23 protein-coding genes are annotated in these 22,604 nt (G+C 72.1%); 11 read left to right on the top strand and 12 right to left on the bottom strand.

Features of this window, described 5'->3' with window-relative positions:
• The first annotated feature begins 63 nt into the window (after positions 1-63).
• Both fbaA and DEI91_RS05195 read left to right on the top strand, forming a co-directional pair.
• The gene (gene fbaA / locus DEI91_RS05200) at positions 64-1,092 is read left to right on the top strand and encodes a class II fructose-bisphosphate aldolase (protein ID WP_111051232.1); all 1,029 of its coding nucleotides are present in this window, start codon (positions 64-66) and stop codon (positions 1,090-1,092) included.
• Positions 1,093-1,202: 110 nt separating this feature from the next.
• Positions 1,203-2,462: a M18 family aminopeptidase gene (locus tag DEI91_RS05195; RefSeq protein WP_111051231.1), complete on the top strand. Its 1,260-nt coding sequence runs from the start codon at positions 1,203-1,205 to the stop codon at positions 2,460-2,462.
• Between the two features lie 31 nt (positions 2,463-2,493).
• Here the strand turns inward: DEI91_RS05195 and DEI91_RS05190 are convergent, their stop codons facing one another.
• Together DEI91_RS05190 and DEI91_RS05185 are read right to left on the bottom strand one after the other, a co-directional pair.
• The gene (locus tag DEI91_RS05190) at positions 2,494-3,225 is read right to left on the bottom strand and encodes a DUF6264 family protein (RefSeq protein ID WP_111051230.1); all 732 of its coding nucleotides are present in this window, start codon (positions 3,223-3,225) and stop codon (positions 2,494-2,496) included.
• Positions 3,222-4,286, bottom strand: a complete 1,065-nt coding sequence (locus tag DEI91_RS05185; protein WP_111051329.1) for a 4-hydroxy-3-methylbut-2-enyl diphosphate reductase — start codon at positions 4,284-4,286, stop codon at positions 3,222-3,224. The genes DEI91_RS05190 and DEI91_RS05185 overlap by 4 nt, the downstream gene beginning before the upstream one ends.
• A gap of 124 nt (positions 4,287-4,410) precedes the next feature.
• On the opposite strand from DEI91_RS05185, the gene xseA reads away from it, so the two are divergent.
• From xseA to DEI91_RS05160, 5 genes are all read left to right on the top strand, one after another.
• Complete coding sequence (gene xseA, locus DEI91_RS05180) at positions 4,411-5,676, top strand: exodeoxyribonuclease VII large subunit (protein ID WP_111051229.1); 1,266 nt, start codon at positions 4,411-4,413, stop codon at positions 5,674-5,676.
• Positions 5,677-5,789: 113 nt separating this feature from the next.
• Positions 5,790-6,056: an exodeoxyribonuclease VII small subunit gene (locus tag DEI91_RS05175; protein ID WP_111051228.1), complete on the top strand. Its 267-nt coding sequence runs from the start codon at positions 5,790-5,792 to the stop codon at positions 6,054-6,056.
• A complete protein-coding gene (locus tag DEI91_RS05170) occupies positions 6,053-6,691 on the top strand; it encodes a DUF4245 domain-containing protein (protein WP_111051227.1) in 639 nt (212 codons plus the stop codon). The genes DEI91_RS05175 and DEI91_RS05170 overlap by 4 nt, the downstream gene beginning before the upstream one ends.
• A gap of 102 nt (positions 6,692-6,793) precedes the next feature.
• Complete coding sequence (locus DEI91_RS05165; protein ID WP_111051226.1) at positions 6,794-7,408, top strand: carbonic anhydrase; 615 nt, start codon at positions 6,794-6,796, stop codon at positions 7,406-7,408.
• A gap of 165 nt (positions 7,409-7,573) precedes the next feature.
• A complete protein-coding gene (locus tag DEI91_RS05160) occupies positions 7,574-8,986 on the top strand; it encodes an aspartate ammonia-lyase (protein WP_111051328.1) in 1,413 nt (470 codons plus the stop codon).
• Between the two features lie 170 nt (positions 8,987-9,156).
• On the opposite strand, the gene DEI91_RS05155 is transcribed toward DEI91_RS05160, so the two are convergent.
• From DEI91_RS05155 to DEI91_RS05145, 3 genes are all read right to left on the bottom strand, one after another.
• A complete protein-coding gene (locus DEI91_RS05155; protein ID WP_258374304.1) occupies positions 9,157-10,467 on the bottom strand; it encodes a PhoH family protein in 1,311 nt (436 codons plus the stop codon).
• A gap of 337 nt (positions 10,468-10,804) precedes the next feature.
• The gene (locus DEI91_RS05150) at positions 10,805-11,920 is read right to left on the bottom strand and encodes an aminotransferase class V-fold PLP-dependent enzyme (protein ID WP_111051225.1); all 1,116 of its coding nucleotides are present in this window, start codon (positions 11,918-11,920) and stop codon (positions 10,805-10,807) included.
• A gap of 139 nt (positions 11,921-12,059) precedes the next feature.
• Positions 12,060-12,845 (bottom strand): isoprenyl transferase, encoded by a 786-nt coding sequence (locus DEI91_RS05145; protein WP_258374300.1) that lies wholly within the window; start codon positions 12,843-12,845, stop codon positions 12,060-12,062.
• A 76-nt stretch (positions 12,846-12,921) separates the two neighbouring features.
• Between DEI91_RS05145 and DEI91_RS05140 the strand changes: the two genes are divergently transcribed.
• Positions 12,922-13,638: a hemolysin III family protein gene (locus DEI91_RS05140; RefSeq protein ID WP_111051223.1), complete on the top strand. Its 717-nt coding sequence runs from the start codon at positions 12,922-12,924 to the stop codon at positions 13,636-13,638.
• Between the two features lie 97 nt (positions 13,639-13,735).
• Here the strand turns inward: DEI91_RS05140 and DEI91_RS05135 are convergent, their stop codons facing one another.
• Together DEI91_RS05135 and mca are read right to left on the bottom strand one after the other, a co-directional pair.
• On the bottom strand, positions 13,736-14,041 hold the full coding sequence (locus tag DEI91_RS05135) for a hypothetical protein (protein ID WP_111051222.1): 306 nt from the start codon (positions 14,039-14,041) through the stop codon (positions 13,736-13,738).
• Positions 14,038-14,928, bottom strand: a complete 891-nt coding sequence (gene mca / locus DEI91_RS05130) for a mycothiol conjugate amidase Mca (RefSeq protein ID WP_111051221.1) — start codon at positions 14,926-14,928, stop codon at positions 14,038-14,040. The genes DEI91_RS05135 and mca overlap by 4 nt, the downstream gene beginning before the upstream one ends.
• Positions 14,929-15,099: 171 nt before the next feature.
• Here mca and DEI91_RS05125 point away from each other — a divergent pair, with 171 nt between their 5' ends.
• Together DEI91_RS05125 and greA are read left to right on the top strand one after the other, a co-directional pair.
• Positions 15,100-15,483, top strand: a complete 384-nt coding sequence (locus DEI91_RS05125) for a DUF4307 domain-containing protein (RefSeq protein WP_181439486.1) — start codon at positions 15,100-15,102, stop codon at positions 15,481-15,483.
• 102 nt (positions 15,484-15,585) lie between these two features.
• On the top strand, positions 15,586-16,074 hold the full coding sequence (gene greA / locus DEI91_RS05120; protein WP_111051219.1) for a transcription elongation factor GreA: 489 nt from the start codon (positions 15,586-15,588) through the stop codon (positions 16,072-16,074).
• On the opposite strand, the gene DEI91_RS05115 is transcribed toward greA, so the two are convergent.
• The 4 genes from DEI91_RS05115 to DEI91_RS05100 form a co-directional block, all read right to left on the bottom strand.
• Complete coding sequence (locus DEI91_RS05115; protein ID WP_111051218.1) at positions 16,046-16,582, bottom strand: DUF6611 family protein; 537 nt, start codon at positions 16,580-16,582, stop codon at positions 16,046-16,048. The genes greA and DEI91_RS05115 overlap by 29 nt on opposite strands.
• Positions 16,579-17,112 carry a hypothetical protein gene (locus DEI91_RS05110; RefSeq protein WP_111051217.1) on the bottom strand — a complete coding sequence of 178 codons (534 nt, stop codon included), beginning with the start codon at positions 17,110-17,112 and terminating at the stop codon, positions 16,579-16,581. Before DEI91_RS05110 ends, DEI91_RS05115 begins: the two co-directional genes overlap by 4 nt.
• A gap of 117 nt (positions 17,113-17,229) precedes the next feature.
• Complete coding sequence (gene ilvA / locus DEI91_RS05105) at positions 17,230-18,474, bottom strand: threonine ammonia-lyase (RefSeq protein ID WP_111051326.1); 1,245 nt, start codon at positions 18,472-18,474, stop codon at positions 17,230-17,232.
• 46 nt (positions 18,475-18,520) lie between these two features.
• Positions 18,521-19,777: an AI-2E family transporter gene (locus DEI91_RS05100; protein WP_258374299.1), complete on the bottom strand. Its 1,257-nt coding sequence runs from the start codon at positions 19,775-19,777 to the stop codon at positions 18,521-18,523.
• Positions 19,778-19,871: 94 nt separating this feature from the next.
• On the opposite strand from DEI91_RS05100, the gene DEI91_RS05095 reads away from it, so the two are divergent.
• Positions 19,872-21,107, top strand: a complete 1,236-nt coding sequence (locus DEI91_RS05095; RefSeq protein ID WP_111051215.1) for a winged helix-turn-helix domain-containing protein — start codon at positions 19,872-19,874, stop codon at positions 21,105-21,107.
• On the opposite strand, the gene DEI91_RS05090 is transcribed toward DEI91_RS05095, so the two are convergent.
• Positions 21,104-21,685, bottom strand: coding sequence for a LemA family protein (locus DEI91_RS05090; RefSeq protein WP_375537664.1), 582 nt, complete (start codon positions 21,683-21,685; stop codon positions 21,104-21,106). The two genes, DEI91_RS05095 and DEI91_RS05090, sit on opposite strands and share 4 nt — an antisense overlap.
• Positions 21,686-22,604: the final 919 nt, after the last annotated feature.

Genomic DNA, 22,604 nt, shown 5'->3' with positions numbered 1-22,604 from the left:
CCCACCAACCGGCCCTGACTAGCATCGGTTGCGACATCACCGAAGAAGTCGAAGGAGAACTCAGTGCCCATCGCAACGCCGGACCAGTACGCCGAGATGATCGACCGCGCGAAGGCCGGGAAGTTCGCCTACCCCGCTGTCAACGTGTCGTCGTCCCAGACCATCAACGCGGTCCTCCAGGGCCTGACCGAGGCCGGGTCGGACGGCATCATCCAGGTGACCACCGGTGGTGCGGACTACTTCGCCGGCCACACCGTCAAGAACCGTGCAGCCGGCGCCCTCGCGATGGCGGCCTTCGCGCACGAGGTCGCGAAGAACTACCCGATCACGGTCGCGCTGCACACGGACCACTGCCCGAAGGACGCCCTGGACGGCTTCGTCCTGCCGCTCATCGCCGCGAGCGAGGAAGAGGTGCGTGCGGGTCGCAACCCGATCTTCCAGTCGCACATGTGGGACGGCTCGGCGGTCCCTCTCGACGAGAACATCGAGATCGCCAAGACGATGATCGAGAAGACGCGGAACATCAACGCCATCCTCGAGGTCGAGATCGGCGTCGTCGGTGGTGAAGAGGACGGCGTGCAGCACGAGGGCACGAACGACGCCCTGTACACGACCCCGAACGACGTCGAGCGGGTCGTCGAAGCGCTCGGGATGGGTGACCAGGGCCGCTGGATCGCCGCGCTGACCTTCGGCAACGTGCACGGTGTCTACAAGCCGGGCAACGTGAAGCTCCGCCCCGAGCTCCTCGGCGAGATCCAGGACGCCATCGCCCAGAAGCACGGCACGGGCCAGAACCCGCTCGACCTCGTCTTCCACGGTGGTTCCGGTTCGACCGACGACGAGATCCACGAGGCCGTCCGCAACGGCGTGATCAAGATGAACATCGACACGGACACGCAGTACGCGTTCACGCGGTCGATCGCCGGTTCGATGTTCTCCAACTACGAGGGCGTCCTCAAGCTCGACGGGGAGGTCGGCAACAAGAAGCAGTACGACCCGCGCGCCTGGGGCAAGGTCGCCGAGACCGCGATGGCGGCCCGCGTCGTCGAGGCGACCAAGGTCCTCGGCTCCGCAGGGCAGTCCCAGAGCTGACGGACCCGGCCCGTGCCGGGAGGAACGGGGTGCGTCCGACGGACGTGCCCCGTTCTGCGTCCGGTGGCCTCCACTGCGTCCGCCCACGGCCGCCGTGCCACGATGGACGGATGACCGTCGACGCCATCGCCAGCGAGTTCGCCCACTTCGTCACGGAGTCCCCGACCGCGTTCCACGCCGCCTCGGTCGCCCGCGACCGTCTGGTGGCCGCCGGGTTCACCGACCTCGGCGAGACCGACGCCTGGCCGACCGGACCGGGTGCCTACGTCGTCGTCCGGGACGGTGCGGTCATCGCCTGGCGACTGCCGGAGGGGGCCTCGGCGACGACGCCGTTCCGCATCCTCGGCGCCCACACCGACTCCCCCGGGTTCCGCATCAAGCCGAACCCCGCCGTCCGGGTCGGCGGTTGGGAGCAGCTCAACGTCGAGGTCTACGGCGGCCCGGTCCTGTCGACGTGGCTCGACCGGGACCTCCGCATCGCCGGACGGGTCGTCCACGCCGACGGCTCCGCGACCTTGTTCGACACCGTCGACGCCGTCGCGCGGATCCCCAACCTCGCGATCCACCTCGACCGCGGTGCGAACGACGGCCCGGGCCTCGACAAGCAGCGCCACACGCTGCCGATCGTCGGCACGGACGCTTCGACCGGCGGCACCGACGTCGAGGCGTGGCTGCGCTCCCGGCTCGGTGAGACCGCGGTGGCGTGGGACCTGTTCCTCGCCGACACGCAGTCCCCCTCCCGCATCGGCATCGACCGCGCGTTCCTGGCGTCCGGACGGATGGACAACCTGACGAGCGTGCACGCCGGCCTCCGCGCGGTCATCGAGGCCCCGGGGGACGGCGAACACATCCCGGTGTTCGCGGCGTTCGACCACGAGGAGATCGGTTCCTCCTCGCCGTCCGGTGCCGGCGGGCCGTTCCTCGAGGACGTCCTCGCCCGTGTCCAGGAGGGTCTCGGCGCGAGCCGGTCCGAGGCCGCCCGCGCCTTCCGGGCGTCGTGGCTGCTCTCGAGCGACGCCGGACACCTCGTCCACCCGAACCACGCGGAGAAGCACGACCCGACCAACCGCCCGCGCCCGGGCGGCGGTCCGCTCCTGAAGATCAGCGCGAACCAGCGGTACATGACCGAGGCGAAGGGCACCGCCGTGTTCGCGGCCGCGTGCGAGTCCGCAGGGGTGGCGTTCCAGCCGTTCGTCAACGTGAACACCATCCCCGGCGGCTCGACCATCGGGCCGATCGCGGCGACGCGGCTCGGGATCCCGACGATCGACATCGGCGTCGGTCTGCTCTCGATGCACTCCGTCCGGGAACTCGTGCACGTCGACGACCTGGCCGACCTGCACGGGGCCGTCGCCGCCTTCCTCGCCTGACGGCCGGCTGCGGTGGCAGGTCTCCGGGCGCCTAGCCTCCGGAGGCCTGCCGCATCAGCACTGCGACGAACCCGTCGTCCTGGAACACCACGGCGGCGAAGACCACCGCGCTGAGCAGGGTCGCCACCGCTCCGCCGAGCAACGGGACCCAGAAGCTCCTCCGACCGGCGCGCAACCGCACGACGGACCACCACAGGACGAGTGCGAACACCACGAGCATGACGACCGAGCTGACCATCGCCGCGCCGCTGAGCGCGCCCGGGTCCTCCAGCGCGGTGTAGGTCAACTCGAGCTGCTCGCGCACGGTGGAGGCGACGGAGCCGATCGAGAGCGACTGGATCACGCTCACGAGCCCCATCCCGAGGAGCACGAAGGTGAGGAGCACGTCCACCGGGGACGCGCCGAGTCGGCGGACCGTCGAAGGGTCGCCGGTGGCCGGTGCGCCCTGGCCTGTCCGGTCGGCCGTCGCGGGAGGACGTGTCCGGACAGCGGAACGACCGGATCCTCGGGCAGTCCCGGGACCGGCCGACGCAGCAGCGCGCTCACGGTCCTCGCGTTCCTGACGTTCCTGCTCGACCAGGACCGGGTTCACCCACCCCTCGGGCGCGTACTCGCCGTACTGCGGTGCCGGTCGCCCAGCAGGGGCGGCACCAGCGGCCTGCATGCCGGCGCCCGCGGAGTCGGAGGTGATCCGGGCCTCCCGAGCGTCCACCGCGGTCGTCCCGCGCGGCGGGACGACGTCCCACCCGTCCGGGGCGGTCACCGGGTCCGCCCGCCGAGCGGACGCGTCGGCTTGCCGTCGGCGTCGGTGCGCAGTTCGCGCGGGAGCGAGAACATGAGGTCTTCGTGCGCGGTGACGACTTCCTCGACCGTGCCGTAGCCGGCGTCGGCGAGCTGCTCGAGCACCTCGGTGACCAGGACCTCCGGGACGGAGGCGCCGCTCGTCACACCGACGGTCACGACCCCGTCGAGCCACTCCTGCCGGATCTCCTCCGCGTAGTCGACGCGGTGGGCGTCCTTCGCGCCGTACTCGAGGGCGACGTCGACGAGCCGCACGCTGTTCGACGAGTTGGCGGAGCCGACCACGATGACCAGGTCCGCCGCGGGTGCGACCTTCTTGACGGCGACCTGACGGTTCTGGGTCGCGTAACAGATGTCGTCCGAGGGCGGGTTCTCGATCGACGGGTACTTCTCGCGCAGGAGCCGCACGGTCTCCATCGTCTCGTCGACGCTCAGCGTGGTCTGCGAGAGCCACACCAGGTTGTCGGGGTCGGGGACCTGCAGCGCGGCGACGTCGGCCGGTCCGTTCACCAGGATCGTGCGCTCGGGGGCGTGGCCCATCGTGCCCTCGACCTCTTCGTGGCCGGCGTGCCCGATGAGGATGATCGTGCGCTCCGCCTTGGCGAAGCGGGTGGCTTCACGGTGCACCTTCGTGACCAACGGGCACGTGGCGTCGATGGCGTGCAGGTCACGGTCGGCGGCTCCGGCCACCACCGCCGGGGACACACCGTGCGCGCTGAAGACGACGTGCGATCCGCGGGGCACCTCGGCCACGTCGTCGACGAACACGGCGCCGCGCTGCTCGAGCGTGGACACGACGTGGACGTTGTGGACGATCTGCTTGCGCACGTACACCGGCTCGCCGTACTGCTCGAGCGCCTTCTCGACCGCGACCACGGCCCGGTCGACGCCCGCGCAGTAGCCGCGCGGCGCCGCGAGCAGCACCCGCTTGCTCCCGCTGACCGGCACGTCCCGCAGCCGCCCGCGCGCTGCGGGGACCCGCGGCGGGGCGAGCGGGACCGAGTGGCCGTTGGTGATCGTCACGTCCCCGATGATAGGTGAGCAGGACCCGCGCAGCCTGGGCACGGACGAGCCTGTGGAGAACGCACCGACGGCCGGGATGTCACCGGCGTCCGACACGATGGTCCGCACGACCGGGAGGAGCACGATGGCGATCGAACAGGGCCCGCCCACGGCGGAGGACCCGTGGCCCGTCGCGCTGCTCGGCGCGAAGCTCCGCGACTGGATCGACCGCCTCGGCGTCGCCTGGGTCGAGGGCGAGGTCACGCAGTGGAACGTCGCCGGCGGCAACGTCTACGGCAAGCTCAAGGACGTCGAGGTGGACGCCACCGTGTCCTTCTCGATCTGGTCGAGCGTGCGTTCCCGCGTGCCGACCGACCTCAAGCAGGGTGACCGCGTCGTCGCCGCGGTGAAGCCGAACTACTGGGTCAAGGGCGGCTCGCTGACCATGCAGGTCGTCGAGATGAAGCACGTGGGCCTCGGGGACCTGCTCGAACGGCTCGAGCGGCTCCGGCGCACCCTGGCCGAGGAAGGGTTGTTCGCCCCGTCCCGCAAGAAGCGCCTGCCGTTCCTGCCGCACCGCATCGGCCTCGTCACCGGCAAGGACTCCGACGCCGAGAAGGACGTCAAGCGGAACGCGCAGCTCCGGTGGCCGCAGGTCGAGTTCCGCACGGTGCACACGGCCGTGCAGGGCGACCGCGCCGTCGCCGAGGTGACGGCCGCGATCCAGGAGCTCGACGCCGACCCGGAGGTCGACGTCATCATCGTCGCGCGCGGCGGCGGCGACTTCCAGAACCTGCTCGGCTTCAGTGACGAAGGTCTCGTCCGGGCCGCCGCCGCCGCGAACACCCCCATCGTCTCGGCCATCGGACACGAGGCCGACCGGCCGATCCTCGACGAGGTCGCGGACCTCCGGGCCTCCACCCCGACCGACGCGGCGAAGCGCGTCGTCCCGGACGTCGCCGAGGAACTCGCGAACGTCCGCCAGGCGCGGGCACGGCTCGGCCTGCGGCTCTCACACACCCTGTCGGTCGAGGCGGACCGGATCGCGGCGCTGCGGTCGCGGCCGGCGCTCGCGTCGACGGCCTGGCTCGTGGACACGCGTGCGGAGGAGGTCGCGCGCGACCTCTCCCGCGCACGGGAACTCCTCGACCGCCGGATCGAGCGGTCCCACGCCGACGTCGGGCACCTGACGGGTCGACTCCGGGCCCTGTCCCCGCGTGACACGCTCCGGCGCGGGTACGCGATCGTGCAGACACGGGACGGCGCGGTGGTCCGCGGTGCCGACGAGCTCGACGGCGCGACCGCGGTGCACGTGACGCTGGGGGCGGGGACGGCGGTGGGCACACTGGAAGCCGACGGTCCGGGTCCGGACGGTTCCGGCGCCGGCGGGGCAGGCGAGGACGCGGCTTGATCCGGGAGGCCCGTCCCGGTCGGGTGCGCCGCGCTCCGTCCGCCTCGCCGCGGCTCCTCCACAGGTGCTGCCGGGCAGCGGAACCGTCGGTGGCGGCTCGGTAGGATCGGGTCGTGTCTTCCGAGCAGCAGTCCGAGCAGCCCGACGTCCGCTCGTTGAGCTACGAGGCGGCGCGTGACGAACTCGTCCGTGTCGTCGCCGAACTCGAGCAGGGGTCCGCGACCCTCGAGCGTTCCCTCGGCCTGTGGGAGCGCGGGGAGGCCCTGGCGGCTCGCTGCGAGGAGTGGCTCATGGGGGCCCGAGCCCGCCTCGACGCCGCGCGTGCCGCCACGGAAGGCGGGTCCGCTGCGGAGGACCCCGCGATCGGTGGTGCACGATGACCGATCCCGACACCGGGCGACCGATCGTCGCCGAGCTCGGCCGTCCGGAGACCCCGGAGGAGACCTGGGCGCGGAAGGACACCGCTCGTCGTGCCCGCCGTGAGCACCAGACGGCGTTCAACCTCGTCCTGGCGCTCATCGCGTCGCTCGGCATCGTGCTGTTCCTCGTGGCGGTCGTGGTCCGGCCCGACCAGGCCGTCGACCGTGCCGTGGACTACCGGCAGGTGGCGCAGCAGGCGGACGTGTCCGGCGCGAGGCTGCTGGTCCCGACCCTGCCGTCCGGCTACACCTCGAACCACGCCGACTACCAGTCCGGCTCCGCACGCGGCGTCGCCGTCTGGACGATCGGCCTGCTGACGCCCGACGAGCAGTACATCGGCATGCACCAGGGCATCGACGCGAACGACACCTGGATCGCCGACCAGCTCGACCAGAAGGCCGCCACCGGTTCCCGCGACATCGGCGGGGTGGAGTGGACCGTGTACGACCGGCGCGACGAGGGCAAGGACGCCGGCAACAACGCGTACGCCCTCGTGACGACCTCCGGCCGGGACACCGTCGTCCTCGCCGGGACCGCGGACGACCGCTCCTTCCGCGCCGTCGCGACCGCGGTCGGCGCGGAACTCCGCGACTAGCCCCGCGTGACCGGTGCCCCGCAGACCGCACGCAGCACCGGACCGACCACGACCACCCCGACCCCCCTCCCGACAACCCGAACGCCCGAGGAACGAACCACGATGACCGACCGCGCCGCCTCCTCCCCAGCCGAGGCCCTCCGACTCCTCGTCGAGGGCAACGCACGTTTCGCCGCTGACAAGCGCCGGACGGGCCGGATCGACCCCGAGCGACGCTCCGAGCTGCAGGGCTCGCAGGCTCCGTTCGCCACCGTCCTCGGCTGCTCGGACTCGCGCGTGCCGTTCGAGCACGTGTTCGACGCGGGCATCGGGGACGTCTTCGCGATCCGGAACGCCGGACAGATCGTCGACGACGTCGTGCTCGGCTCCATCGAGTTCGCCGTCGTCGCGCTCGGCACCCCGCTGGTGGTCGTGCTCCGGCACACGAAGTGCGGAGCGGTCGCCGCAGCCCGGTCCGGGGAGCCGGTCCCCGCGCCGCACCTGCAGGCCCTCGTCGACGCGATCGCGCCGAGCGTCGAGCGTGTCCGCGCGTCCGACCCCGACGTCGAGCAGGAGTCGGTCGGCGCCGCGCACCTCGAATCGACCCTGAAGGCCATCCTCGACCGCTCCGGCGCCGTCTCCGACGCCATCGCGGAGGGTAGGTTGGCCGTGGTCGGCGCGACCTACGACCTCACCACGGGAGAGGTCACGATCGACACCGTCGTCGGACAGGCCTGACCGGCCCGCACGGCGTCCGCCTGCGCAGTGGCGCCACGGGCGGACGCACGAGCGGACCACGTCCGACGACGACACCGCTCCGGCAGCGACGAGCCGCCGGGCGGGCACCGACACCGCCCGCGACCGCGATCCGGTGTGAGCACCACGAGGAAGGACCACGACGACGTGACCGACACCACCACCCCCGCTGACGGCGAGTTCCGCATCGAGCACGACACGATGGGCGAGGTGCGGGTCCCCGCGTCGGCGCTGTACCGTGCGCAGACGCAGCGCGCCGTGGAGAACTTCCCGATCTCCGGCACGGGCCTCGAGTCCGCGCAGATCGTGGCGCTGGCGCGGATCAAGCGCGCGGCGGCGCTGGTGAACGGCCGGCTGGGCATCCTCGACGACGAGGTGGCCCGGGCGATCGCGACCGCCGCGGACACCGTGATCGGTGGCGAGCACCACGACCACTTCCCGGTGGACGTCTACCAGACCGGCAGCGGCACCTCGTCGAACATGAACATGAACGAGGTCCTCGCCACCCTCGCGTCCCGGACCGCCGGCGCCGAGGTGCACCCGAACGACCACGTCAACGCGTCGCAGTCCTCGAACGACGTCTTCCCCACCTCGGTGCACGTGGCGGTCACGGACGCCCTCATCCGGTCGCTCGTGCCGGCGCTCGACCACCTCGCCGAGGCGCTCGAGCGCAAGGCGTCCGAGTGGGCCGGCGCGGTCAAGTCCGGCCGGACGCACCTGATGGACGCCACGCCCGTCACCCTCGGACAGGAGTTCGGCGGGTACGCGCGGCAGATCCGCCTGGGTATCGAGCGTGTCAACGCCACCCTCCCCCGCGTCGCCGAGGTCCCGCTCGGTGGGACCGCGGTCGGCACCGGCATCAACACCCCGAAGGGCTTCCCGCAGCAGGTCATCGCGCAGCTCGCGGAGGACACCGGCCTGCCGATCACCGAGGCACTCGACCACTTCGAGGCCCAGGGTGCCCGCGACGCGCTGGTCGAGGTGTCCGGCGCGCTGAAGGTCATCGCCGTGAGCCTGACGAAGATCAACAACGACCTCCGCTGGATGGGATCGGGGCCGAACACGGGCCTCGGCGAACTCCACATCCCGGACCTGCAGCCGGGCTCCTCGATCATGCCGGGCAAGGTGAACCCCGTGATCCCGGAAGCCACGCTCATGGTCGCCGCGCGGGTGATCGGCAACGACGCCACCGTCGCGTGGGCCGGAGCGTCCGGCTCGTTCGAGCTGAACGTCGCGATCCCGGTGATGGGCACGGCGCTCCTCGAGTCGATCCGTCTGCTCGCGAACAGCACCCGGGTCCTCGCCGACAAGACCGTCGACGGGCTCGAGGCCGACCTCGAGCGTGCACGTGCATTCGCCGAGTCGTCGCCGTCCATCGTCACGCCGCTGAACCGCGTCATCGGCTACGAGTCGGCCGCGAAGGTCGCGAAGGTCGCGGTGGCCGAGGGCATCACCGTCCGCGAGGCCGTCGTCGCCCTCGGGTTCGTCGAACGCGGTGAGGTCACCGAGGAGCAGCTCGACAGCGCCCTCGACGTCCTCAGCATGACCCGCCCGGCCTGACCCCCGGTCAGCACGAGACGCGAACGAGCCTGTCCCGACGGCAGCGGTGCGGATCGGCAGCGAACAACAGCAACCGCTCCGAACCACGCGAGAACGTGGTGCGGAGCGGTTGCTGTTGTGCGAGACCGGTCTGCGCCGCCACCTCGGCCGGGCAGCGCCGCGCGGCGCCCCTACGCCAGGTCGGGCGAGTCGAGCAGCTCCGTCACGAGTGCCGCGATGGCCGAGCGCTCGGACCGGGTCAGCGTCACGTGCGCGAACAACGGGTGCCCCTTGAGCCGCTCGATCACGCTCGCGACCCCGTCGTGCCGGCCGACCCGCAGGTTGTCCCGCTGCGCCACGTCGTGCGTCAGGACCACGCGCGAGTTCTGCCCGATCCGGGACAGCATCGTGAGCAGGACGTTCCGCTCGAGGGACTGCGCCTCGTCGACGATGACGAACGCGTCGTGCAGCGAACGACCTCGGATGTGGGTGAGCGGCAGCACCTCGAGCATGCCGCGCTCGACGACCTCGTCCAGGACGTTGTCGGACACGAGCGCCCCGAGGGTGTCGAACACGGCCTGCGCCCACGGGTTCATCTTCTCCGAGGCGTCCCCGGGCAGGAACCCGAGCTCCTGGCCCCCCACGGCGTACAGCGGGCGGAACACCATGATCTTCTTGTGCTGCTGCCGCTCGAGGACGGCCTCGAGTCCGGCGCACAGCGCCAGCGCGGACTTGCCGGTGCCGGCGCTCCCGCCGAGGGACACGATGCCGATCTCCGGGTCGAGCAGGGCGTCGATGGCGAGCCGCTGCTCGGCGGAGCGCCCCCGGAGACCGAAGACCTCGCGGTCGCCGCGCACGAGTGACACCGAACCGGCGGCGTGCACGCGGCCGAGGGCGGAGCCGCGCTCGGAGGAGATGACGACCCCGGTGTTGACCGGGACGCCGTCGAGGTCGGGGATGCGGAGCTCCTCGGTCTCGTAGAGCGCCGTGACCTGGTCGCCGGACACCTGCACCGTGGTGATGCCCGTGTACCCGGTGTCGACGGCGAGTTCGGCGCGGTACTCCTCGGCGGCGAGCCCGATGGACGCGGCCTTCACCCGGAGCGGCAGGTCCTTCGACACGACCACCACGTCGAGCCCGTCGTTCGCGAGGTTCATCGCGACCGCGAGGATGCGCGAGTCGTTGTCGCCGAGCTGGAGCCCGGACGGCAGGACGGACTGGTTGGAGTGGTTCAGCTCGACGCGGAGCGACCCGCCGTCGCCGACCGCGACCGGGAAGTCGAGTCGTTCGTGCTCGACCCGCAGTTCGTCGAGGATGCGCAGTGCCTGCCGGGCGAAGTAGCCGATCTCCGGGTCGTTGCGCTTGGACTCGAGCTCGCTGACGACCACGACGGGCAGGACGACCGCGTGCTCGTCGAAGCGGAAGAGGGCGCGGGGATCGCTGAGCAGCACCGAGGTGTCGAGCACGTAGGTGCGCTGGGCGACCGACGTCGGCGCCGACACTGCTGACGAGGTTCCGCGGGAGACGTTCTGAGAGGTCACGACCACTCCATCCCCGGGCCGCGAGCGACCCGGTCCATGTCCTCGACGCGGCCACTGGAGCGGTCCCGGAGCACCGACCGTGGCCGCTCCGACCGGGCGCGTTGCCCGATGCGGCCAAGCTACGACGGGCGCGCCCGTCGCACCAGCGACACGCCTGGTCACGCGGTTACGGTCGTGTGTCGGCCGGCTGAACGTCCGGGAGGCGCAGCGCGGCCGGGCGGGCCACCGTCGTCCGGCGGGCGCTCGCCCCGGGCCGTGGCCTCGCGGCCCCCGAGCACGGGGACGAGGAGGTGGCGGATCAGGCCGTCATGGTGGCGTACGAGACGCAGGCGTCCCGGAACATCCCGAGCGTCTCGTCCGTGGTGGACGCGAACACCGAGACCCGCACCTCGCCGAGGCGGGCGGTCGCGGTGACGCCGTGGTTGTGCAGCGCGGCACTCAGCGCGGTGAGTCGACCGGCGCCGGGACGGAGCACGACGATGCCGGAGCGCTCGGCGGGTTCGCGGCTCGAGCCGACCGGCAGGCCGAACTCGTCGGCGACGGCGAGGACGCGGTCGACACGGTCGGCGACGCGCTCCTGCACGGCGGCGACCCCGACGCCGGCGAGCCGTTCCAGGGACACGGCGAGCCGGGCCTGCGACACCGGGTCCACCCGCGACATGCTGAAGGCCGCCGCCCCCGGGCGCACGCTGGGCACCTCGGTCGGCCAGCCGGTCGTGCCGTGCGGGCCGGACAGTGCCGGCTTGATGCGCTCGAGGGCCCGGTCGCTGAACGACACGAAGCCGGTTCCCCACCCGGCGTGCAGCCACTTCTGGCCGCCGGTGGCGACGACGTCCGCCACCTCGTACGGGGCGTCGACGACACCGAAACCCTGGATGGCGTCGACGATGAGCAGACGGTCGCCGATGACCTCCCGGATCGCGGCGAGGTCGGCGCGGTAGCCGGTGCGCCAGTCGACGAGGGACAGCGCGACCGCCGTCACGTCGTCGGTGAGCCGCTCGCGGACCAGCTCGGGTGTGAGCCAGCCGGCGCCGGACTCGATGACGACGGGCTGCACGCGGCCACCGGTGGCGGACGCCGCACTCGCGAGCGCGAGCGGTAGCGACGGGTACTCGTCGGCGGCGACGAGCACGCCGCCGGTCAGGCCGAAGGCGGTGTGCAGCAGGCCCGGGGTGGTGGCGGTCTGCGAGACGACCTGGTCCTCACGGCGGCGGACCAGGCGGGCGGCGACGGCACGGACGCGTGCGTCCTGCTCGTCGAGCGTCTCCATCGCCCCGAAGCGCATGTGCTCCTGGATGTGGCCGAGGACACGCTGCTCCTCGAGGACGGCGGTCTGCACGGGGCCGAACGCGGCGTGGTCGAGGTAGCCGGGCTCCTCGGCGAAGCCGGCGACGTACTCGTCGATCGTGGTCACGGGGTGCACCTTCCAGTGGGCAGAACCCTGTGAGCCTACTGGGACCCGCCGACGCGGTCGAATGCAGTCCGCGGAACGCCAGGCCCGGCAGGACCGGACCGCCGTGCCGTCCGACCCGACCTCGACCCTGTGGAGCGGTTCAGCCGCCGAACCGCCGGGAGCGCAGGCCGAAGTCGCGGACCGCGCGGAGGAAGTCGACCTCGCGGAGGTCCGGGTAGAAGGCCTCGACGAAGTAGAACTCGCTGTGCGCGCTCTGCCACAGCAGGAAGTCCGACAGCCGCTGCTCGCCGGAGGTCCGGATCATGAGGTCCGGGTCGGGCTGCCCCTGCGTGTACAGGTGGTCGCCGATGAGCTCGGGCGTGAGGACCTCGGCCAGGGTGTCGAGCGTCCCACCGCCCTCGCCGTGCGACCGGACGATGCTTCGCATGGCGTCCGCGATCTCCCGCCGCCCGCCGTAGCCCACCGCGAGGTTGATGTGGAGTCCGGTGTGGTCCGCTGTGCGTTCCTCGGCCCGCTCGAGCGCGGCGACGAGCTCGGGCGGAAGACCGTCGTTCGACCCCACGTGCTGGACCCGCCACGTACGGTGCTGCGACAGCCGCTCGGCCAGGTCGGCGATGATCCCGACGAGCTGGTCGAGTTCCTCGCCGCCGCGGCCCTTCAGGTTGTCGGCGGAGAGCAGGTAGAGCGTGACGACCTGGATGTCGAGGTCCTCGCACCAGGACAGGAACTCGGGGATCTTCGCGGCGCCGGCCCGGTGGCCGTGTGCTGCGGTCTCGAGCCCGAGCTGCCGGGCCCACCGGCGGTTCCCGTCGACGATCATCGCGACGTGCTTGGGCTTCTGCGCGCCCTCGATCTCGCGACGGATGCGGTTCTGGTACGCGCGGTAGAGAAGCCCACGCCCCGCCCAACCCAGCCTGCCCGTCACGCGTCGACTGTAGTGCAACCACCCCTGGTGCCGACTCCCAGCCACGGTGCCGTCCGGTGGTCGTAGCGTCGAGGGCATGCAGTCAGACCAGGACGCGCCAGCACTCCCCCACGTCCCGTTCACCGAGGAGGCGAGCGCGGACGCCGCCACGGCCGACGCACCTCGCCCGGCCTGGCGCGGGTGGATCCACGCCGGCACGTTCCCGTTCGCCGTGGCGATGGGCATCGTGCTCATCTCGCTCGCGGCCACACCCGCCGCGAAGGCGGCGAGTGCGGTGTTCATGGCGACGTCGATGGTCATGTTCGGCGTCTCCGCCACGTACCACCGGTTCCCGTGGGGTCCGGTCGTCAAGCGCGTGCTGAAGCGCATCGACCACACGAACATCTTCCTGCTCATCGCGGGCACGTACACGCCGGTCGCGGTCTGCGCGCTGCCGCACACCCTCATGGTCGTGGTGCTCTGGGTGATGTGGAGCGGAGCCCTGCTCGGCGTCGCGTTCCGCGTGTTCTGGATCGGCGCGCCCCGCTGGCTGTACGTGCCCCTGTACCTGGCGCTCGGATGTGCGGCGTTCCTCATCCTGCCGCAGCTCTTCGCGGCGAGCGTCCCGATGACCGTGCTCGTCCTGGCCGGCGGTGTCGCGTACATCCTCGGTGCCGCGGTCTACGGCTTCAAGCGACCGGACCCGTCACCGACCTTCTTCGGCTTCCACGAGGTCTTCCACGCGCTCACGGTCGTCGCCTTCGCCGCACAGTGGGCCGGCATCCTCGTGATCGCCCTCGACCCGGTGCGCTGACCCTCCGAGACGCCCCCGTCTGCTCGGGACCAGCCGCACGACGGACGGGAGGCTCCCCACCAGCTGGTGGGGAGCCTCCCGTCCGTCGTGGCGCGCGTCAGCCGCGCTCGGTGTCGTCGCCGACGTCGGCTCGGCCGTCCTCGGCCGCCCGCCGTGCCGGGTCGTCGGTCGCGGCGCCGTCGGGGCGCTCGCCCGCGACTTCGGCCTCGAGGCGCTCCCGCACCTCGGCCCGGTAGCGGGTGCGACGGATGCGTCGGGTCATGTCGAGCACGAGCAGGATCGTCACGATCGCGACGACCGCGATGGCCACGAAGCCGGCGACCCCGGGGGTGACGTCGACGTCCGGGACGCCACTCGGGCTCGGGCTGGGGGTGGCTGCCAGTACGGCTGCGATGGTGCTCACGCGTGCGCGTCCTCTTCGGATGGGATCCCTGCGAACAGGTCGGACTCGGGGAGCTCGGTCGGCACACGGGCCTCGACGAGCTGGTAGTCCTCGGTCGGCCAGACCTCGGCGAGCAGGTCGTTCGGCCAGTAGAAGAACGGACTGTCCGGCGGCACCTGACTCGCGTGCGCCCGGAGAGCGGCGTCGCGCGCCTCGAAGTACTCGTGGACGTCGACGTGCGTCGTCGCGAGGTCCGGTCGGTCCGCGAACCGTTCCACCCACTCGCCGAGCTGCTCGAGGAGCGGGTTCTCGGGGTCACGCTCCCGCAGGGCCTCGTGGAAGGCCGTGAACCGGCGGGGGTTCATGGTGCGCTCGTAGTACAGCTTCGACACCGACCAGGCGGGCCCGGCCTCCGGGTACTTCTCGGGGTCGGCGGCGTCCCGCCACGCGGCGACGGACACCTCGTGCGTCCGGATGTGGTCCGGGTGCGGGTACCCGCCGTTCTCGTCGTAGGTGACGAGGACGTGCGGGCGGAAGCGTCGGACGACCCGGACCAGGGCCTCGGTGCTGTACTCCAGCGGGACCGTCGCGAAGGTGCCGGGGCGGACCGTCTCGCCCTGCTCGGTGTCCGGCAGCCCGGAGTCGTGGTAGCCGAGCCAGAGGTGGTCGATCCCGAGGGCTGCCTGCGCCGCCGCCATCTCGGTCCGGCGGAACCCGGCCATGTCGCGGTGCGCGCGGGCCTTCGACGCGTCGGACAGCTGCTCGTTGAGGATGTCCCCAGCCTCACCCCCGGTGCAGGAGACGACGAGGACCTCCGCGCCGTCGGCCACGTACTTCGCCGCGGTCGCCGCCCCCTTGCTCGACTCGTCGTCGGGGTGGGCGTGCACGGCGAGCAGACGACGGGGCACAGCGTTCCTCCACTGCTCACGGACCTTCGGACGCGGGTGACGCACGGCGAGCGTGAACTACCCTGGGATCAGGATAATCACCCCGGGAGCCCCGAACTGTCCGATCAGCACGACGCCCCACCAGCAGGGCCCGCAGCAGCCGGTAGCGCAGCACTCGCCGACCGTGCGGCGTTGGACGACCGCTACGGACGGACCACCGAAACCCGGCGCCGGGGCAGGCTGCTCGCGATCGTCACCGCGGTCGCGATCGCCGTGGTCTTCGCCGTCTGGGCGATCTGGGCGGGGCCCGGGCAGACCGACCACGGGCTCGACACGGACGACGTCGGGTACGAGGTCGTGTCGGACCACCAGGTCGTCGTGCACACGCAGCTGGCGGTCGACCCCGGCACCGAGGTCGAGTGCGCGGTGCAGGCACTCGACAAGGGCTACACGATCGTCGGCTGGCGGGTCGTGACGGTCCCGGCGGACGACCAGCGCAGCCGCTCGCTGTCGACCCCCGTCAACACCACGTCGCGAGCCGTCACCGGCTTGATCCACTCGTGTTGGGTTCCCTAGACTGCTCGGAATCACGATTCGAGACCGGCCGCCGGCCGGTCTCGATTCTTTTGCGCCACACGCCGTCACCGGTCCCGACCGTCGCGGCCGAAGGGAAACGACATGAGCAACGACACGCAGGGCACCTGGCTGACCCAGGAGGCGTTCGACCGTCTCACCGCCGAGCTCGAGCAGCTCACCGGCCCGGCCCGCATCGAGATCGCGAGCCGCATCGAGGCCGCGCGCGAAGAGGGCGACCTCAAGGAGAACGGCGGCTACCACGCCGCCAAGGACGAGCAGGGCAAGATCGAGGCCCGCATCCGCTCGCTCACCGAGCTGCTCAAGCACGCGACCGTCACCGAGGCCGCGTTCGACGGCACCGTGGAGCCGGGCACCGTCGTCACCGCCACCATCGCGGGTGACCCCTCCACCTTCCTGGTCGGCAACCGCGAGATCGTCGCCGAGGGCTCGGACCTGACCGTCTACAGCCCGGTCAGCCCGGTCGGTGCCGCCATCGTCGGCCTCCGCGCGGGCGAGAAGACGACGTACACGGCCCCGAACGGCAAGGAGATCGCCGTCGAGGTCACGAAGGTCGAGCGGTACGAGCCGTAAGGCGTCCGCGGCGCGCGGGCAGGGCGTCCCAGACCTCGGACCACGTCGCTTCGAACGCGACGGGGTCGATCCTGCCCGCACGCAGCGCCTCCTCGGCCGACGACAGCGCGTCGAGGGCCACGGCCATGAGCCGCGCGTCACCGTGGACCTCCGGCCGACCGCTGCCGTGGAAGGTCGTCACGGTGAGGGTCCGGACGAGCGGCCGGAGTCGACGCGTGCACCGACGCAGCACGAGGAACCCCAGCACGTACACCGCCGTCCCGACGACCGCCCCGACCGAGGGGGCCGAGGTCCACGAGACGGTGACGACGCCGGCGAGCACGACGCCGACCAGGGGCCACGCGTGGGCCGCCCGGAGCACGGCTCGCTCACGGGTGTCGGTCCCCGGCGGGTGGACGACGAGTGTCCGGGTCGCCCACATGGTCCGACCGACCGGACGGACGTCGAGCCGGCCCCAGCGGTGCGCCCCGTCCAGGATGCGTGCCCGGACGGCGCCGGCGAGCGTCACCGGGACCGGTCCGCGACGGGTACCGCGGCGGTGGGCAGGGCCGCGGCGGGCACGACCGCGGTGACCTCACGGTGGGTGAGCGCACGTCGGCACGGGAAGCAGACCAGGTCCCCGACGGCGACGTCGGCCGGCACGACGAGCACGGCACCGTCGGCGGCAGCGACGACGGCCGTCGACCGGGGCGCGGTGGTCCGACGGCCGATGAGCCGCGCCTCGTCGAGGACCGCGCACGCCGGCAGCACCGCGTCGAGGTCGAGCACGAGTCCGTCACCGGTCCGGGTCACCCCGGTCACCGCCGCGACCGCCACGCTCATCCCGCGTGGGGTCCAGTCGCGCGGTCGGTAGCGGGGCGGCGCCTCCTCGGCCGTGTGCACGCACGGGGTGCCCGCGACGTCGGCGAGACGCGCCATCGACACGGCACGGACACGCACGTCGTCGATCGTCGGTTCGGTGTGCACGGGCCAGGCGGTCGCGTCGAGCGGGTCGGGGACGGAGGCGCGGAGCGACGGGAGGATCGCGGTGAGGGTCATGCCGACCAGCGTCGCCCCGCCGGCACCGCCCGGCGCCGTTCCTCACGGAGCGCTGACGCCCCGGCACACGATCCGTGCGTCCCGCTGACGCCTCGGCCCGTCCGCGACGAGCGTGGGTCAGTGCGTGAGCTGCTCCGGGCGGAAGCCGGCCTCCTGCAGACGGGCCATGACCTCGTCGGCGTGCTCCGGCCCGCGTGCCTCGATGGACAGGTCGAGCGCGACCTCGCTGATCACGACGCCCTGGCCGTGGCGGGTGTGCAGGACCTCGACGACGTTCGCGCCGGCGTCCGAGATGATCTGTGAGACGCGGGCGAGCTGACCCGGGCGGTCCGGCAGCATGATCCGGATCCCGATGTACCGGGACGCCGCGACGAGACCACGGGTGATGATCCGCTCCATCATGAGCGGGTCGATGTTCCCGCCGCTGAGGAGCACCACGGTCCGACCGGTGTCGTGCACCGCGCCCGCCATGATCGCCGCGACGCCGACTGCGCCGGCGGCCTCGACCACGAGTTTCGCCCGCTCGAGCAGCACGAGGAGTGCCCGGGCGACGTCGTCGTCGGACACGGTCACGATCTCGTCGACCAGGTCGCGGATGATCGGGAAGTTCATGTCGCCCGGCCGCGCGACCGCGATGCCGTCGGCGATCGTCGGACTCGTCGCGATCGTGACGGGCTCGCCGGCCTCGATCGACGACGGGTAGGCCGCCGCGTTCTCCGCCTGCACGCCGATCACCCGGATCTCGCGGTCCAGTCGCTCGGCCATGCCCTTGACCGCGATCGCGATCCCGGAGATGACACCGCCGCCACCGATCGGGACGACGACCGTGTCGACGTCGGGGACCTGGTCGACGATCTCGAGACCGACCGTGCCCTGCCCGGCGATCACCGCGGGGTGGTCGAACGGCGGGATGAACACCGCTCCGGTCCGGATGGCGAAGTCCTTGGCGGCCGAGAGCGCCTCCTCCACCGAGTGTCCGCGCAGCACGACGTCGGCGCCGTACCGGCGGGTGGCCTGCAGCTTCGGCAGGGCGACGCCGACCGGGGTGAAGATCGTCGCCGGGATGCCGAGCTCGCGCGCGGCGAACGCCACCCCCTGCGCGTGGTTGCCGGCGCTGGCGGCGACGACACCGGCCTCCCGCTGCTCGGACGACAGCGTGGACAGCCGGTTGTAGGCGCCGCGCACCTTGTAGGCGCCGGTGCGCTGCAGGTTCTCGCACTTCAGGTGCACGGGCGACCCGAGCAGTCCCTCGAGGAACTTCGACGTCTCCATCGGGGTCACGCGCGCGACCCCGGCGATCGTCTCGCGCGCGGCCTCGATGTCGGCGAGCGTCGGGATCGGGGATGCAGTCGTGTCGGTCACGGTCCCATCATCGTCGGTCGCGGAGCGGTCGCGTGCCACGTGACGCTCAGTTGGTGCTGGCGGTCCCCGGTTCGGCCGCGGGCTGGTCGTCACTGCCCGGGGCCGGCACGTCGTCGCCGACCTGGTGACGGCGCCGCCGGAGGAGCTGGATGCGGCCGTGTTGGCCGCGCTTCGGGGTGGCCTCGCGGACGTGTTCGGAGTCGAGCCCGCGCCAGCGGCCGCTCGCGATCGTCGTGACCATCGCGTTGAGCGTCGCGATGAGGGGGACCGCGAAGAACGCCCCGGCGATGCCGGCGAGACCGGACGCGGCCGTCACGCCGAGCACGACCGCGAGGGGGTGCACCTTGACGGCGTTGCCCATCACGAGCGGCTGCAGGATGTGGCCCTCGATCTGCTGGACGAGCAGGACGACGCCGAGCACCAGGACCGCGGCGAGCGGGCCGTTGAAGATGAGGGCGACGAAGACCGCCAGAAAGCCCGTGACGATCGCACCGACGACGGGGATGAAGGCACCGAGGAACACGATCGCGGCGATCGGGATGACGAGCGGCATGCCCCCGAAGAACAGTCCGACGATGAACGCACCGAGACCGATGCCCACCGCGTCGACGAACGCCACGAAGATCTGCACGCGGATGAAGCTCGTCAGGGTGATCCACCCCGCGACACCCGCACCGTCGACGGTGGCCCGGGCCTTGCGCGGGAAGAGCCGCACGGTCCAGCGCCAGACGTTCTTGCCGTCGATGAGCAGGAAGATCGTGGTGAAGAGGATGATGAAGAGCGCCTCGAACACGTGCGTGGCGCTCGACCCGGCAGTGGCGACACCGGACAGGATCGTCCCGGTGTTGTCCTGCACCCAGGTCGTCGCCTCCTTGATCCAGTTGTCGACGTCTGCCTGTGAGATCCCGAACCCGGAGTTCAGCACGAACTCCCGCACGTTGCCGAACTGCGACACCGTGCGGTCCCGGAGCGAGGGGTACGACGCGATGATCTGGTCGATGACGAGCCAGAGCAGCCCTGCCACCGCGGCGAGCCCGCCGAGCAGACTGAGGATGACGGCGAGCCACTTCGGCACACGGTGACGCTGCAGCCAGTTCGAGATCGGCACGAGCAGCGCGGAGATCACGATGCCGACGAGGAAGGGGACGAGGATGTCGCTGAACACGGTCATCAGCCACACGAAGAGCGCGATGACACCGGCGATGACGAGCACCCGCCATGAGAACGCTCCGGCGATCCGCATGCCGATCGGCACCGATTCCTCGACCACGGGGTCGGGGTGTGTCTTCTTGACCCAAGCCATGCGCTCACTGTATCCACGGCATGCCGCACGGGTACCGGAGGCGGCACGCGTCGGGCCAGCACGCGGTGTCGGGCCCGCTCGGTAGCGTTCCCCCATGGTCAGGACCACGCTCTCCGCCGCCGAGGCCCGACGGGTGGCCCTGGCCGCCCAGGGGTTCGGACGCCCTCGACCCGACGCCGTCACGGCGCGGGCTGTGTCCGCCACCGCGGCACGCCTCGGTCTGTTGCAGATCGACTCGGTCAACGTCTTCGAGCGGAGCCACTACCTGCCCCTGTTCGCCCGCCTCGGCGCGTACGACAAGGCAGCCCTCGACCGCATCACGCTCACCCAGCGCAGCCCGTGGCTGGAGTACTGGGCGCACGAGGCGGCGTTCGTCCCGCGTGACGACCTCCGCCTCTTCCGCTGGCGGATGGACGCGTACCGGGAGCGCGACACGACGCGACCGAACCGCGCGGCCGGGCTCGAACGGACCGCACGCGTGCGCGGTGAGCTCCTCGCGCTGCTCGCGGCGGAGGGGCCGCTGCCGGCGAGCGCCGTCGAGCACGAGTCGAACGTCCGCCGGGGTCCGTGGTGGGGATGGAGCGACGTCAAGCACGGGCTGGAACAGCTCTTCCGGTGGGGCGACGTCGTCAGCGCGGGCCGGGCCGGCTTCGAGCGGGTGTACGCCCTCCCCGACCAGGTGTTGCCGACCGGGTTCTTCGCGGCCGCCCCGGACCGGCCCGACGCCGTCCGGGAGCTCGTCCGACGATCGGCCCGGGCGGTGGGCGTCGGCACCCGGGCGGACCTGGCGGACCACCACCGGTTGCGCTCCGACGACACCGCGGCGGCGATCGCCGACCTCGAGGACGCCGGCGAGCTCGTCCCGGTGTCGGTGGCGGGCTGGAAGGACCGCGCGTGGATGCACGTCGACGCTCGCGTGCCCCGACGGATCGACTCAGACGCCGTGCTCAGCCCGTTCGACCCGGTCGTCTGGTTCCGACCGCGCGCGGAGCGGGTGTTCGGCTTCCACTACCGGATCGAGATCTACACGCCGGCTCCGAAGCGGGTGTTCGGCTACTACGTGCTCCCGGTGTTGCAGGACGACGCCCTGGTGGGACGGGTCGACCTCAAGAGCGACCGGCAGCGCGGGGTGCTGCACGTGCGGACCGCGTGGCACGAGCCGGGGGCGGTCGTGGACGTCGAGCGGCTGGCCGCGCTGCTCCGTCGGACGGCCGCGTGGCAGGGGCTCGGGGACGTCGAGGTCACCGATCGTGGAACGGCTGCCGCGGCCCTCGCCGGCGCACTGGGCGTCCGACCGCTGCCGGGCGACCCGACGAGCGGGACCGCCTAGAACTGGACGCGCGGCGGTTCCGCGATGGCGGCCGGCTCCGCCGTCTCGAAGAACGGTGCGGGACCGACTCCGCGGCGCTTCGCGAAGGTGGAGGTCGGGAACGACTTCACCTTGGTGTTGAGTTCACGGACGCCGCCGTTGTAGTGCCGGCGCGCGGACTGGATCTTGTCCTCGGTGGCGACGAGCTGCGACTGGAGCTCGAGGAACGCCTGGCTCGACTGGAGCTGCGGGTAATGCTCGGCCACGGCGAACACGCTCTTCAGCGCCTTCTGCATGTGCCCTTCGGCCGTCGACGCCGCGACGGCGTCCCCGGCGGCGAGCGTCTCGGAGCGGGCCGTGGTGACCGCGGAGAAGACGGACTGCTCGTGCGAGGCGTACCCACGGACGGTGTCGACGATCGTGGGGATCAGTTCGGCTCGCTGCTGCAGGTGCTCGGCGATCTCCGACCAGGCGCTGTCGACCCGTCCCTGGAGCGCGACGAGCGACTTGTGACTGACCCAGAGCCAGATCCCGATCACCACGAGGACGACGACCACCACGCCGACCACGATGAGCGTCGTGATGAGTCCGGTGTCCATTCGGTCGTGCTCCTCTGCGCGTCGGGCCGCGGTCGTGCCGGACCACTCGGGTCCGTCGGGTGGACCAGGGCGGTCCTCGACGATCTTACCGAGCAGGCCGGACCGCCTTCGTCGGGGACGGATCTTCACGGCCGATTCCCGAGTGCCGCCCACCCCGCTCGCGGGACACGTCCGGTTCCGCCGGTGATGCGCGCGGAACCGGCCGGCACGCCCGCGGGGGGTGTTGACCCAGGCCGTCGGATCACGTGGGATGGAGGGGATGGACACGGCAGGGGGCGACGTGGCACACCGGAGCACGCGGGGGACGTCCGGCGACGACCCGCCGCGGGCGCGGGGACGGACGGCGGTGCGTGGCACGGTCGCCCGCCTGGTGGTCGCCGTCACCGGTCTCGTCCTGGCCCCCCTCGTCCTGTTCCCGGTCGACGCCGTCCCGGCGGTCGCCGCCCCGTCGGACGCCGTCCCGGCCGTCGCCGCGCCGCCGACCCTGCCCGGTGCCGACACGACCGCGCCCCCGACCGGGCCACCCGTCTTCTCGAACCCGGTCCCGGCACCCGCGCCGAGCCCGTCGCCGACCCGGACACCGGTCGCTCCCCCGTCGAGTGACACCCCGACGGCCCCGACCATCGTCGACCCCGGTGACCTCACGACCGACCTCGCCCGGTTCTCGGGCCGCGCCTCCCCCGGCCACGCCGTCCGTGTCGCCGACCCCGCCGTCCCCTCCGCCACGATCTGCCGTGCGACAACGCGGGCCGACGGCTCCTGGTCGTGCGTTGGGACCGTGCACTCGGGACCGGCACAGGTCTTCACCGTCCTGGACACGACGACGTCCTCCCTGCCGAGCGCCGACGCCGCTCCGTCGGACGTGGTCGTCCCGCCCGTGGTCACCACCCGGCGACCGACCACCGGCGCCGTCGCCGGG

Origin of the sequence: Curtobacterium sp. MCBD17_032, from assembly GCF_003234855.1 — a bacterium.
Taxonomy (GTDB): Bacteria; Actinomycetota; Actinomycetes; order Actinomycetales; family Microbacteriaceae; genus Curtobacterium.
This window is presented reverse-complemented; position numbering and strand designations above follow the sequence as displayed.